Here is a 12,169-nt window from a genome sequence, read left to right as displayed (position 1 = left end):
ATCGGTGGAATTCACACGTCCGGCAGCATATGGCCTGCCGGACGTGTTGAATTTTTGCTGACAGGCAGGCTTCCATCGCAAACCAAGGCGGACCGAGTGCAGGAGATGAGAGGCGGCGCCCTTTCGGGCTGCGCCCCCGTTCTTGGCTGTCTAGCGCCCTTCTCGCCCTTTTCTTTGTCACCGCCTTCACCCTTATTAGTGCAGGTGGCGAAGCCCCGCAGCGGGAAAGGCGGAACAGCCCCGCCCCCGAAAAGCCGCAGCGCATCGTATCGACCAATCTCTGCCATGATCTGCTGCTGCTGATGCTGGTGCCGCCAGATCGCATCGCATCCGTTACCTATCTTGCCCATGATGCAGTCGAAGTGCTGATGCCGGGCGCAGATCGCGGGCTGCGGACCAATCGCGGCACGGCGGAAGATCTGGTGCGCGATCGGCCGGACCTGATCCTGACCAATCCCTGGGCAGCGCAGCAGATGAACCGTCTGGCAGAAAAAGTCGGGGCGCCGATGGTCGAAATCGGTTCGGCCAGTAATTTCGAGGATATTCGCCGCATCACCAGGCAGGCCGGGGCCGCCGTGGGGGAACCCGAACGCGCCGAAGAACTGATTGCGGCGATGGACCGCGATCTTGCCGAATTGGGCGCCACCTCCCCGGCAGAACCGATGCGCGTGGTGGCCTGGAACGGCGATGGCTCCGTCCCCGGCAAGGGCACGCTGACGGATGCAATCATTCGCGCGGCAGGGGCGGAAAACGTGGCTGCGACCATGCCCGACAGCCGCTTTTCCACATATGGAATGGAAGAATTGCTGCTCGCCCGCCCGGATGCAATCCTGCGCGGCAACAGCACCTATGACCAGCCATCGCTGCGCGAAACGGCAAACGAGCACCCACTGATCCGCAAGGCCTTTGCCGGCCGCCAGATAGCTTATCCCGCCTCTCTCTATGGCTGCGGCCTGCCCATCTCCACCAAGGCGGCGCAGCAATTGCGCGACGCGCTGGAAACTGTCCCGGAAGGCCCGGTTCGGTGGTGAAGCGTTTTTCCAGGTGGGCGATCGCCGTCCTGCTGCTGATCCTCAGCATCCTGCTGTCGCTGGTGGTCGGCCGGGTATGGCTGGAACCTTCCGCCCTGCTCGCCGGGATGCTGGACCCGAAGCCGAACCTGCCCTGGCTGATCCTGTATGAATTGCGGATGCCGCGCACGGTGCTGGCGCTAATGGTCGGCGCGACGCTCGGCCTGTCGGGCGCGGTGCTGCAGGGCCTGCTGCGCAATCCGCTGGCGGAACCGGGCCTGCTCGGCGTTTCCGCGGGTGCGGCACTGGGCGCGGTGATCGCCATCTATTTCGGGCTGTCCGCCGCCTTCGCACTGGCGACACCGCTGCTGGGCATTTGCGGGGCCCTGGCGGCAGCGGCGCTGACCCTGACATTCGGGCGCGGGGGCACGCTGACCATGATCCTGGCAGGGGCTGCGGTATCCGGCCTGATGGGGGCCGGGCTCAGTCTCGCACTCAATTTCGCGCCCAGTCCCTATGCCGCCTATGAACTGACCGTCTGGCTGCTGGGATCGCTGACCGATCGAAGCTGGCCGCAGGTCGGGCTTGCCTTGCCGTTCATGCTGGCAGGCTGGCTCTGCCTGGTGCTGACCATCCGCGATATAGATGCGCTTTCCCTGGGGGAGGCGCAGGCCGAAAGCCTCGGCATTCATATCGCCCGCACCCGCCTGCTCGCTCTGGCGGGCACAGCCCTGTCGGTCGGCGCGGCAACGGCCGTTACCGGGGCGATCGGGTTCGTCGGGCTGGTCGCGCCCCATCTGGTGCGGCCCTTTGTCGGCCACCAGCCCAGCCGGGTATTGCTGCCCGCCGCGCTCTTCGGCGCGATCCTGCTGCTATTGGCCGATGTCGCCACGCGGCTGATCCCCACAGCGCAGGAACTGAAACTGGGCGTATTGACCAGCCTTGCCGGAACGCCCTTCTTCTTCTGGCTGGTGCTGCGGCTGAAACGGATGTCGCCCTGATGCGGCTGGAAGCGCACGATCTCGCCATCTCGCTTGGCGGCAAGGCAGTGGTCAGCGATGCTTCGCTCATGCTGGAGGGGGGCATGTTCCTGTGCCTGCTTGGCCCGAACGGCGCCGGTAAATCCACGCTGATGGCCGCGCTGGCCGGACTGCGCCGGCCCGATGCCGGATCGGTCCTGCTGGACCGCGTCCCGATCACGGCAATCGACCGGCGCAAGCTGGCACGCCTGCGGGCCTATCTGCCGCAAAACCCCCGCGCCGAATGGCCTATCTCGGTCAAACGGCTGGTCGCATTGGGGCTGACGCCGCAACTGCCAGCCTTTGGCGGACTGCCGCCTGCCATGCGCAATCATGTGGCCAGGCTTATCGAACAATTCGACCTGCAGGATCACCGGAACCAGCCGGCAACCACCCTGTCCGGCGGTGAACTGGCCCGGGCAATGCTGGCCCGCGCGCTGGTGGGCGATCCCGACATATTGCTGGTGGACGAACCGCTCGCCGGGCTCGATCCGCGCCATGCGCTGGAAAGCATCGCCCGCCTGCGCGCCCAGGCGGATAGCGGCAGGCTGGTGATCGCGGCGCTTCAGGAACTGACGCTGGCGGCCCGTTTCTCCACCCATATCGCCGTGATGCGTGAAGGCCGGATCATGGCAAATGGACCGACCGCCGAAGTGCTTACCTCCCGATTATTGCATGACACATTCGACATAGATGCCTGCGTCAACGCAGCGGGCACGCCTGCCGCCACGGTCGATTTCGTCCCCAGAAAGCGCGGGTGCTGAACAGGCACGGCGACATGCCTAGAAGATCGCCCAGGCCCGCCCGAGACTGAAAAGGCTGGTGGCGATCAGCACGGCGGACACGGCCAGCAACAAGGCGCGCGGCCTGATCCGCTTCACCAGAACCGCACCGATCGGGGCCGCGATCATGCCGCCGATTATCAGGCCGACAGTTGCAACGGTAAAAGCCGCAAACCCCAGCGTCGCGATGAAGGTGATGGAAATCGACAGGGTAAGGAGAAACTCTGTCGTATTGACCGTGCCGATCGTGGTGCGTGGATCCCCGCCCTGGACCAGCAGGTTGGAAGTCACCACTGGCCCCCACCCGCCGCCGCCCGCTGCATCGAGGAAGCCGCCCGCAGCCGCCAGCGGGCGGGTATATTTCGGATCTTCGAATTTCGGCCGGCTGAGCCTGATTGCCCGCACCAGCAGATAGACGCCCACACCCGCCAGATAGAGCATCACGAAAGGCCGCGCCGCCGAAGCATCCACGCTGGACAGCGCATATGCCCCGGCGACGCCCCCGATTATGCCGAAGGGGGCCAGCCGCCGGAACAAGGCCCAGTCGATATTGCGATGCCAGATATGGCTCGCCCCCGATGTGGCGGTGGTGAAGACTTCCACCAGATGCACGCTGGCCGATGCCGTGGCCGGCGGCACGCCCAGAAGGCTGACCAGCATGGTCTGCGATATGACCCCGAAGGCCATACCCAGCGCCCCGTCCACGATCTGCGCCGCAAAGCCGACCAGGATGAAGGGCGCGATATCGGCGAAAGACAGCTCGGCAATAAATTCGAACATGAGGTTGTCCTCCCTGCTCGCCCGCAGGCGTCAGAAACGATGCTGGATCGTGAAGCCGTAGGTACGGGGATCGCCGGGCTGGCCGACGATCAGGCCGGTATTTCCGGACGGCACCGAAAGCTGTTCAAAATAGTTCTGGTCGAACGCGTTGCGCAGCCAGCCGAATATCTCGAACCCTGCATCGGATCGGTATCCCGCGCGGAAATTGGAAAGGGAATATCCGTTTACCCAGGTATATCGCGACGGGCTGGCGTTGGACGAGAAATCAGAACGCCAGCTTCCATCATATCCGAGATAGATTTCACCCGTTTCACCGAACAAACGTGCAGGAGCATTCGCTTCCGCCCCGAAGGACAGCGCCCATTCGGAAACGCCGGGCAGGCGCTGCCCCGAAATATCGCAATTGGCAGGGCTGAACCCGCCGGGCGTTCCCGGCGCGCTGGGCGATCCGCCATCGGGCACGGTAGTCCCGCCGGAAAGTTCGGGCGGGCATGGCGCATCGGAGAAGCGGCGATATGTCGCATCCGTATAGGCACCACTGAGATAAGCGTTGAAGCGCCGGCTCGGCCTGATGGCGATATCCCATTCGATCCCCTGGGTCCGCACGCTTTCGGCATTGGCGAGATAGCCGCGCAACACGCCGATCTGGCCGTTCACCACCAGCGCCTGATAATCCGCTATGTCCGTGCGGAATGCCGCGAGGTTGAACGTCAAGCGCCTGTCCCAGCCCTGCGCTTTCAGTCCCAGCTCGAAATGATTGACCTTTTCGGGCGCGACAGAGCCGACCTCGAGGATAGGATTGCCGGCATCGTCATTGGGCACGCCGTTTAGGTTGACCCCGCCGGGTTTGAAACTGCGCGCATAAGTGCCGTAAACCAGGAAATCGGGCGACACCTCATAGCTCACGGTCAGGTCGTAACTGGCGTTCCAGTCGCTGAATGCGGGTTCGAAACGCTGCGGGGAGAGCACTCCGCGCTGGGCGACGATGCGCGGATCGGCGCTGGCGAAAGTGACGAGCTGACCATCGCCATTGGTCACCACGCTCTCATACAGGCCCTTCTTCCGGTCATGATTGACGCGGAAACCGGGCTGGATGGTCAAGGCATCGGTCACATGCCAGCTGACCTGCCCGAAAAAGGCGAGGCTGGTATTATCGAGCCGGATATCATTGGTGGCGGTCAGCCCGTCCAGCACGGTCGGATCCTGCGACAGGGGGTTCGCAGGATTGATGAGCCAGCGGGACGCGGTCGGGCCTTGCGCTTGCGATCCCTGGGTGCGCACCTGCTGGTGGAAGGCAAAGGCGCCCAGCAACAGGTCCAGCGCCTTTCCAGTCCGGTTGTAGCGGAACTCCTGCGTGAACTGTTCCTGCTGCGAAGGGTTTTGCGACAGCGTGGTTATCGGCAGACCGATATAGTCGCGGTCATTCGCCGGCAGCCAATCCCAGTATCGCCACGCACTTATCGACGTCAGCTCTCCTTCGCCCAGATCCAGCCGCGCACGCAGGGAAACGCCCCCGATCTCGTTCCCGGCGTTCAGATCGGCATCCACATCGGTCACGCGGTCGAAGGGATTGCGGCTGGGCAGGATATAGTCCTGAGCCGCGGCAAGCGCTTCAAACTGGCGTGCCGCCGCCCTTTGCGTGGCGCCGGTGCGAACGAAGACCGTGCCGCAGCATTCGGGATTCTGCGTGCTGAAATCGCCCGCCAATGTCAGGTCCAGCCGGTCGGCCGGTTGCCACAATATTTGCCCTCGCAGGCCGATATTGTCCTGTTCATTGATACGGTTGCCCGTGGCGATATTGCGGATCGTGCCGTGGCGGCCAGTGCCCGAAACGGCGATGCGCGCGGCCACCGTTTCGCCCAGCGGCCCGGAAACAGAGGCCTTGGCCTGCCTGAAGCCGAGATTGCCGATGGATATTTCGGAATTGCCTTCCAGCGTGAAGGTCGGCTGGCGCGTGGTTATGTTGATCGCGCCTGCCGTGGTGTTCTTGCCGTAAAGCGTGCCCTGCGGACCGCGAAGCACTTCGATCTGCGCCACGTCCAGGAAGTCGAAAGTGGCCGATGCGATGCGCGAATAATAAACATCGTCGACATAGATACCCACGCCCTGGTCGAAACCGTCATTGGTCAGACCGAAGGGCACGCCGATCCCTCGTATATTGACCGCCGAATTGCGCGGATTGGACGAATAGAAATTCAGCGCCGGCGTAAGCTGTTGCAGACGCCCGACATTGAACGAACCCGTATTGTCGATCCGGTCGGACCCGATGACGGAGATCGCCAGCGGAATGTTCTGCGCAGTTTCTGCACGCCGCCGCGCCGTGACAAGGATCGGGTCACCGACAGATGCTTCAGGAGAAGCGGCGGGGGGCAGTGCCTCCTTCGCTTCCTGCCCCTGTGCGGCGAGAGGGAAGATAATGGCGGTTGCAGCGGCAAGACGCCGCAGGAAAATCGAATGCATTGTTCTCGCTTTCTCAAGCGGGCGATGCATCCGGCGGTCCGGTCTGCTGTCCCTTTGTCGGTTAAATGGAATGAGGCTGGCTGATCAGCCTGCGAAGCGTTGGCGTTCGGTCACGTCTACTTGCGTCACCTTGCCGTCATGTACGGTCAGCTGGATCGTGCCGTAGCGCATTTGCGCCAGAGCGCCGACAACGACCCGGAGCGGCTCTGCCGCGTGGCTCTCAATACCGGTCGCCTGATGGTCGGTTGGCATGGTTGTCTCTCCGTCTGCAGCTTCCTGCTGCAGTGACTTCTTATTCTCTACCTTTTCAATTGACAATAGGGCGGCCGACAACTTCCTCTATTTGCGATGAAGGGCCGGCTTTTGGCGACGGGGCGAATTTGCGCGCGCGTGGCGGTTAAAGCTGGGTGCTCTCGTCAAATGGCGGTGCCGGATCGATCGCATCGGACAGGCGGATGGAATCGAGTATCTCCGCCGTCCTGTCGCGCACTTCCAGCATCAGCGCGCGCGTGCGGCATTCCCCTTCTTCGACGCAATTCTTGCATTTTTCATGCGCAAAACGGCTGGCACAAGGCACCAGTGCCAGCGAACCACGCATCACGCGAATGAGATCGCCATAGGTGATATCGACCGGGGCAATGGCGAGCCAGTATCCGCCATCCTTGCCGCGCTGCGATTCCACCAAGCCGAAACGGGTCAGTTCGGACAGGATGACGGTGAGGAACTTGGCCGGTATGTTCTGCACCTGGCTGATTTCGGCAAGTTGCACCGGCCCCTTGCCATAATGGTCGGCAAGGTGCTGCATCGCACGGATGGCATAGCGGGTCTTCTGCGAAAGCACGGCCGGATCAATGCAGCCTTTGCACAAACGGGACAAGCCGCGCCGGAGATTACCCGGCAATTTCCAGAAGGCGACCCCAGCCACCATGCGGAACCTCACCCAAAAATGCGGCGATATGATTCGCCTTCTGGGCAAGGTGGTGAGCCCTGCTGGATTCGAACCAGCGACCTACTGATTAAAAGTCAGTTGCTCTACCGACTGAGCTAAGGGCCCGGGATGCCTTGCGTCCGCGGAGGCTCCCCTAGGGAGCGGGCGCGGGCGGGTCAAGCGGCTGTGAAGCTGATATATCGTCAGACCGGTAACAGGATCGCGCCAATCGGGGGCAATGGCCTGTGCCGGGCCCAGCACGAAAGCCCGTTCGCGGAACAGCGGATGCGGGATGGTGAGCTGTTTCGCCGAATAGGCGCCCCCGTCCCACAGCACGATATCGAGGTCGAGCACGCGCGAACTCCAGCGCTGCCCGCGCTGTCGCCGGCCAAACCATTGTTCCAGATATTTCAACCGGCGCAGCAAGGCTTCCGGGTCATCATTCGATCGCAGCAGCAGCGCCGCATTGGCATAGCGCCGCAGGGATGGCCCGATCGGATCGCTATCCACTATCGGCGATGTGGCGATCACGGCGCCATACGATCCGTCCAGGCAATCCATCGCCGTCGCCAGCACCTGTCGTGGGCGGCCGAAGCGGTGGTGGCGCCGGTTGGAACCGAGCGCGATCAGATAGGTATGGCTCAAATATCCTCGCCTATCCGCGAATAGAGATTGGGGCGCCGATCGCGGAAAAAGCCCATGCCTGCCCGGTGGCGGGCGGCGCGCGACAGATCCAGCTCCGCCAGCAGGACCCCGCTTTCATCGCGCCCGTAATCGGCCAGGAAATCGCCCCATTCGTCCGTGATGAAGCTATGGCCATAAAAGGCCTGCCCTTCCTCCAGCCCGATACGATTGGCCGCGACCACGGGCATGCAGTTGCAAACGGAATGGCCGATCATGGCCCGGCGCCACATGCGGCTGGTATCCAGATCGGCATCATAGGGTTCCGACCCGATGGCCGTGGGATAGAACAGCACTTCCGCCCCCATCAGCGCCATGGCCCGCGCGCATTCCGGATACCACTGGTCCCAGCACACGCCCACGCCAATACGGGTGCCGAATACGTCCCACACCTTGAAGCCGGTATTGCCGGGGCGGAAATAATATTTCTCTTCATATCCCGGCCCGTCGGGAATGTGGCTCTTGCGATAGATGCCCAGTATGTCCCCGCCCGCATCCACCATGGCCAGCGTGTTGTAATAATGCGGCCCGTCCTTTTCGAAGAAGCTGGTCGGGATCGCGACATTCAGCTTCTTCGCCAGATCCTGCATGGCAAGGACGGAAGGATGCTCCGCCGTCGGGCGTGCGAGAGCGAACAGTTCCTCTTCCTCGCGCTTGCAGAAATATGGGCCTGAAAACAATTCAGGCGGCAGGATCACCTGCGCGCCCTTGCCCGCGGCATCTTCCACCAGTGCGGCGGTTGCGGCGATGTTTTCCTGCTCGTCCGGCGAATTGAGCGCCAATTGCAAGGCGGCAACGGTAAGCTTGGTCATTTCCTGCGCCTATTGCCGGGCCCGCAGCTTGTCCAGATCAGCCGCCGGGCCCGGCGATGGCAGTTCGATCATTCGCTTTGCGTGACGAAGGCGATGTGCCCAGTCACGGACGCCAATCACGGACGCTTGCGGAACAGCAATGTCATGCGGTCGCTTTCACCAATGGCCAGCATCCTTTCCCGCGTTTCATCCGTGGCGCCGGCCAAGCTGGGCGGCAACATCCACACGCCGCGTTCCCAATCCTTCGTATCCTTGGGATTGGCGTTGATCTCGCTCTGCCCGACGAGGTCGAAGCCATAGACATCCATCAGGTCGATCACGTCGCTCTGCCGCAGATAGCCCTTGCCCCCGTCGCTAATCGAATAGGGCGCATCCTCATCCATGCGATGGTCGGTAATGCCAACCATGCCGCCCGGCTTCAGCATCTTGCGGATCGCCAGCATGTCTTCATGCAGCCAGCCAAAGCGCAACTGGTTGTGCATTTCGCGGAAGATCACCACCCGATCGACCGTGCCAGTCAGATCCGCCGGCAATTCATCGCCCGTATTGTACCCGGTCAGCCGGGCGCCGCCATTCACGTCCCATTCCGCGGCCTGGGTGACGATCTTCTCTTTCAGATTGCCGCCGGAACGCTGCATATATTCGCTGGCGCCCGTGACATCCGGGCCCATCGCGACATAGCGCCCTTCCGGCCCCAGATAGGGGATCAGTATCCGCGAATACCAGCCGCCCGCCGGCAGATAATCGACCACGGTCATGCCCGGTTCGATCTCGAAAAAAGCAAGAGTTTCCGCAGGGTGGCGATATTGGTCGCGGGCTGCGTCATCCGCCCTGCGTGGATGGGCCAGCACTTCTTCCAGCGCGGCGCTGTCCGCGGCCTGTACCGGCGCCGCAATCACCATGCTCGCGGCGGCAAGGGCCGCCCAGATGCTGTTCTTCATGCCTATCTCCAAGCTTGCTCCCTCCCGGCAGACTAGCCTGCGCACAGAGGATGACAAGCGCGTTGCGGCTTCCCATCTTCGCCCGCGAAGGAGAGTGTGGAAATGAGCGAACAGGCAATCCTGGCAGGCGGGTGTTTCTGGTGCACCGAGGCCGTTTTCCGCGACGTGATCGGCGTCAGCGAAGTGGGAAGCGGATATATCGGCGGCAATGTGCCCGATCCGACCTATAAGCAGGTATGCAGCGGCACGACCGGCCATGCCGAAGCGATACGGGTGACTTACGATCCCTCCGTCATTTCCTATGGCGAATTGCTCGACGTGTTCATGGGCACGCATGATCCGACCCAGCTCAACCGCCAGGGCAATGATGTGGGCACCCAGTATCGCAGCGCGATTTTCCCGCTGGATGAGACGCAGCGCGCTGAAGCCCAAGCCGCCATCGCCCGTTGGAACGATGAACATGGCGGCAGTGCCGTGACGACGGTGGAAGGCCCAGCCGAATGGTATCCGGCGGAAGATTACCACCAGGAATACTGGGAAGGGGAAGGCCAGCGAAACCCCTATTGCCTGGCCGTGATCCCGCCCAAGCTGATGAAATTGCGCAAGAGCTTCCAGAATCGCGTGAAGGGCTGAGCGGCCCCTGCGGCGGCAGGCCAGCTCACTCGCTGGAACAGTTGGAACACTGTCCTGAGAGGGAAATTCCGGCTGGTTGCGGGGTCGGTATTTTGGCGTGATTGCAGATGGTTGGCGTGCGCGGGAGGACATCCGGCAAGGTCAGCACGCCTCGCGGCCTGTAGGAAAGTCTGGCCCGACTGGACCCCGCATTGGCGGGGATGACGAGTTATGAGGTCCAAGCCCCCTTTTCGTCATTCCCGCGCAGGCGGGAATCCAGTAGCGCCATCACATGCAACGCGACTTCGGGCCGACAGTTTACATCATGGCCTCCCGCCGCAACGGCACGCTCTATATCGGCGTCACCTCCAACCTGCTGCAACGTGCCTACCAGCACCGGACCGGCGCAATATCCGGCTTCACGAAGGAGCACGGCGTTAGGATGCTCGTCTGGTTCGAACAGCATTCGACCATGGACCACGCCATCACGCGGGAAAAGCGCCTGAAGAAATGGAACCGCGCGTGGAAGCTGCGGCTGATCGAAGACAGCAATTCTGCCTGGCGCGATCTGGCAGAGGATTTCGGGTTCGAACCGCTATGCTGACTGGATTCCCGCCTGCGCGGGAATGACGAGGTGGGTTCATGCTTTCTATTCGTCATTCCCGCGCAGGCGGGAATCCAGCGATGACAGAACCGCCCCTAGTCGGCGCGCCAGCGGGCGGCGAAGAAGCCGTCCATTCCGCCCTGTTCGGCCAGCATTCCCGGATCGGTCCGCAGCCAGCCCTTTGCGGTGGGCGGCACGGTGGCGGGCAATTCTTCCGGCTTGATCGGATCGGCGGGCAGCATGCAGCCGACCACCTGATGTTCGCCCTCTTCGGGTTCGAGAGAGCAGACCGCATAGACCAGCCGTCCGCCGGGCTTCAGCCAATGGCTCGCGCGGTCGAGCAGTTTTGCCTGAAGGTCAGCGACATCGTCGATCTGTTTCGGCCCGATGCGGTGGATCACATCCGGGTGGCGGCGGCAGGTGCCAGTGGCCGTGCAGGGCGCGTCCAGCAGGATCGCGTCAAACTTTTCCTCCGGCGTCCATTTCAGCGCATCGGCCTGCACGATTTCCGCCTGCAAACCGGTGCGGGTGAGGTTTTCGCGGAGGCGGGAAAGCCGCTTCTCGCTGAGGTCGAGCGCCGTCACCTGCCAGCCGGCAGCGGCGAGTTGCAATGTCTTGCCGCCCGGCGCGGCGCACAGATCCAGCGCCCGCTTCCCCTCGCCCGGGCCGAGCAGGCGCGCGGGCAGGGATGCGGCAAAATCCTGCACCCACCAGGCGCCTTCCTTGTATCCGGCCAGTTCGGTGACAGGGGCACCGCGCGGCAGGCGCAGATGGCCCGGTGCCAGAACGATTGCGGACAGGCGTTCCGCCCATTGTTCCGTCTCCGCCGCATCGCGCAGGGCGAGATCGAGCGGGGGCGGGCGGGCGATTGCCGCCGCGATTGCCGGTGCGCGCTCGCCCCAGCGGGATGCCACCGCTTCCGGCAGGGTCGGCACATCCGGCAAAGTCACTTTCTGCCGCGCGAGATTGGAAAAGACTCCATGCGCCAGGCGCCGCGGCCCGCCATCCAGCAAGGGCAGGCCGGTGCCGATGACGGCATGGGGCGGCGTTTCCAGCCGCAACCATTGCGCCAGCATCATGCGCAGGACCATCCGCGCCTTGGCGTCGCCGGCCAGTTTCTGCCTGGTCGCGCTGTCGATCAGCGCATCCAGATCGACCAGCCAGCGCAGCACCTCCCCGGCGATGGCCCGGGCGAGCGCACGATCGGCAAGGCCGGGCACTCCGCCCATGGCCGCGTGATCGGCCTGGTCGAGCATTTCACCGCGGCGAAGCACCGCATCGAGCAGGCGGAGCGCGGCACGGCGCGCGGGAAGTCCTGGTGGAGCTGGCATAGATTGTCGGCTTATAGGCGATTGCATCCGGGCGCCAGCCACCCCATGATGGGAATATGACAAAGCGGCCCACATCTTTCCGCAAGCCCGATTACTGGACCAACAACCCGCCGCCCGAACCGGCGGCGCTGGAAAAGGCGCAGGAAGAGCTGAGTCCGACCCGCTATGGCGACTGGGTCAAAGACGGAATCGCCATAGATTTCTGAGCG

At 63.2% G+C, this 12,169-nt stretch carries 14 protein-coding genes and 1 tRNA gene; 6 read left to right on the top strand and 9 right to left on the bottom strand.

Annotation, left to right across the window (positions count from 1 at the left end; translation table 11 throughout):
* Positions 1-302 precede the first annotated feature (302 nt).
* From WYH_RS13850 to WYH_RS13840, 3 genes are read left to right on the top strand one after another with little or no spacing between them, the layout of a single operon-like run.
* The gene (locus WYH_RS13850) at positions 303-1,031 is read left to right on the top strand and encodes an ABC transporter substrate-binding protein (protein ID WP_046904302.1); all 729 of its coding nucleotides are present in this window, start codon (positions 303-305) and stop codon (positions 1,029-1,031) included.
* Positions 1,028-2,011, top strand: a complete 984-nt coding sequence (locus WYH_RS13845) for a FecCD family ABC transporter permease (RefSeq protein WP_046905199.1) — start codon at positions 1,028-1,030, stop codon at positions 2,009-2,011. The genes WYH_RS13850 and WYH_RS13845 overlap by 4 nt, the downstream gene beginning before the upstream one ends.
* On the top strand, positions 2,011-2,793 hold the full coding sequence (locus tag WYH_RS13840) for an ABC transporter ATP-binding protein (protein ID WP_046904301.1): 783 nt from the start codon (positions 2,011-2,013) through the stop codon (positions 2,791-2,793). The genes WYH_RS13845 and WYH_RS13840 overlap by 1 nt, the downstream gene beginning before the upstream one ends.
* 18 nt (positions 2,794-2,811) lie before the next feature.
* On the opposite strand, the gene WYH_RS13835 is transcribed toward WYH_RS13840, so the two are convergent.
* From WYH_RS13835 to WYH_RS13800, 8 genes are all read right to left on the bottom strand, one after another.
* Positions 2,812-3,591, bottom strand: a complete 780-nt coding sequence (locus WYH_RS13835) for a sulfite exporter TauE/SafE family protein (protein ID WP_046904300.1) — start codon at positions 3,589-3,591, stop codon at positions 2,812-2,814.
* 30 nt (positions 3,592-3,621) lie between these two features.
* The gene (locus tag WYH_RS13830) at positions 3,622-6,051 is read right to left on the bottom strand and encodes a TonB-dependent receptor (RefSeq protein WP_046904299.1); all 2,430 of its coding nucleotides are present in this window, start codon (positions 6,049-6,051) and stop codon (positions 3,622-3,624) included.
* A gap of 84 nt (positions 6,052-6,135) precedes the next feature.
* Positions 6,136-6,303, bottom strand: coding sequence for a YezD family protein (locus tag WYH_RS13825; RefSeq protein WP_082348114.1), 168 nt, complete (start codon positions 6,301-6,303; stop codon positions 6,136-6,138).
* Between the two features lie 145 nt (positions 6,304-6,448).
* On the bottom strand, positions 6,449-6,892 hold the full coding sequence (locus WYH_RS13820; RefSeq protein WP_046905198.1) for an RrF2 family transcriptional regulator: 444 nt from the start codon (positions 6,890-6,892) through the stop codon (positions 6,449-6,451).
* A gap of 137 nt (positions 6,893-7,029) precedes the next feature.
* Positions 7,030-7,105: transfer RNA gene (locus tag WYH_RS13815), tRNA-Lys, on the bottom strand.
* The gene (gene folK, locus WYH_RS13810; RefSeq protein WP_046905197.1) at positions 7,061-7,624 is read right to left on the bottom strand and encodes a 2-amino-4-hydroxy-6-hydroxymethyldihydropteridine diphosphokinase; all 564 of its coding nucleotides are present in this window, start codon (positions 7,622-7,624) and stop codon (positions 7,061-7,063) included. Before folK ends, WYH_RS13815 begins: the two co-directional genes overlap by 45 nt.
* Positions 7,621-8,472, bottom strand: coding sequence for an N-carbamoylputrescine amidase (aguB, locus tag WYH_RS13805; protein ID WP_046904297.1), 852 nt, complete (start codon positions 8,470-8,472; stop codon positions 7,621-7,623). Before aguB ends, folK begins: the two co-directional genes overlap by 4 nt.
* Before the next feature lie 116 nt (positions 8,473-8,588).
* Entirely contained in the window at positions 8,589-9,413 is an 825-nt protein-coding gene (locus tag WYH_RS13800; RefSeq protein WP_046904296.1) for a class I SAM-dependent methyltransferase, read from the bottom strand.
* Positions 9,414-9,515: 102 nt separating this feature from the next.
* Here WYH_RS13800 and msrA point away from each other — a divergent pair, with 102 nt between their 5' ends.
* On the top strand, positions 9,516-10,046 hold the full coding sequence (msrA, locus tag WYH_RS13795; RefSeq protein ID WP_046904295.1) for a peptide-methionine (S)-S-oxide reductase MsrA: 531 nt from the start codon (positions 9,516-9,518) through the stop codon (positions 10,044-10,046).
* 271 nt (positions 10,047-10,317) lie between these two features.
* Positions 10,318-10,629: a GIY-YIG nuclease family protein gene (locus WYH_RS13790; RefSeq protein WP_046904294.1), complete on the top strand. Its 312-nt coding sequence runs from the start codon at positions 10,318-10,320 to the stop codon at positions 10,627-10,629.
* 95 nt (positions 10,630-10,724) lie between these two features.
* Here WYH_RS13790 and WYH_RS13785 read toward each other — a convergent pair whose 3' ends face one another.
* Entirely contained in the window at positions 10,725-11,960 is a 1,236-nt protein-coding gene (locus WYH_RS13785) for an RsmB/NOP family class I SAM-dependent RNA methyltransferase (protein ID WP_046904293.1), read from the bottom strand.
* A 56-nt stretch (positions 11,961-12,016) separates the two neighbouring features.
* Between WYH_RS13785 and WYH_RS16675 the strand changes: the two genes are divergently transcribed.
* A complete protein-coding gene (locus tag WYH_RS16675) occupies positions 12,017-12,166 on the top strand; it encodes a DUF1674 domain-containing protein (protein WP_082348007.1) in 150 nt (49 codons plus the stop codon).
* Positions 12,167-12,169: the final 3 nt, after the last annotated feature.

It is taken from the genome of Croceibacterium atlanticum (genome assembly GCF_001008165.2).
Taxonomy (GTDB): domain Bacteria; phylum Pseudomonadota; class Alphaproteobacteria; order Sphingomonadales; family Sphingomonadaceae; genus Croceibacterium_C; species Croceibacterium_C atlanticum.
This window is presented reverse-complemented; position numbering and strand designations above follow the sequence as displayed.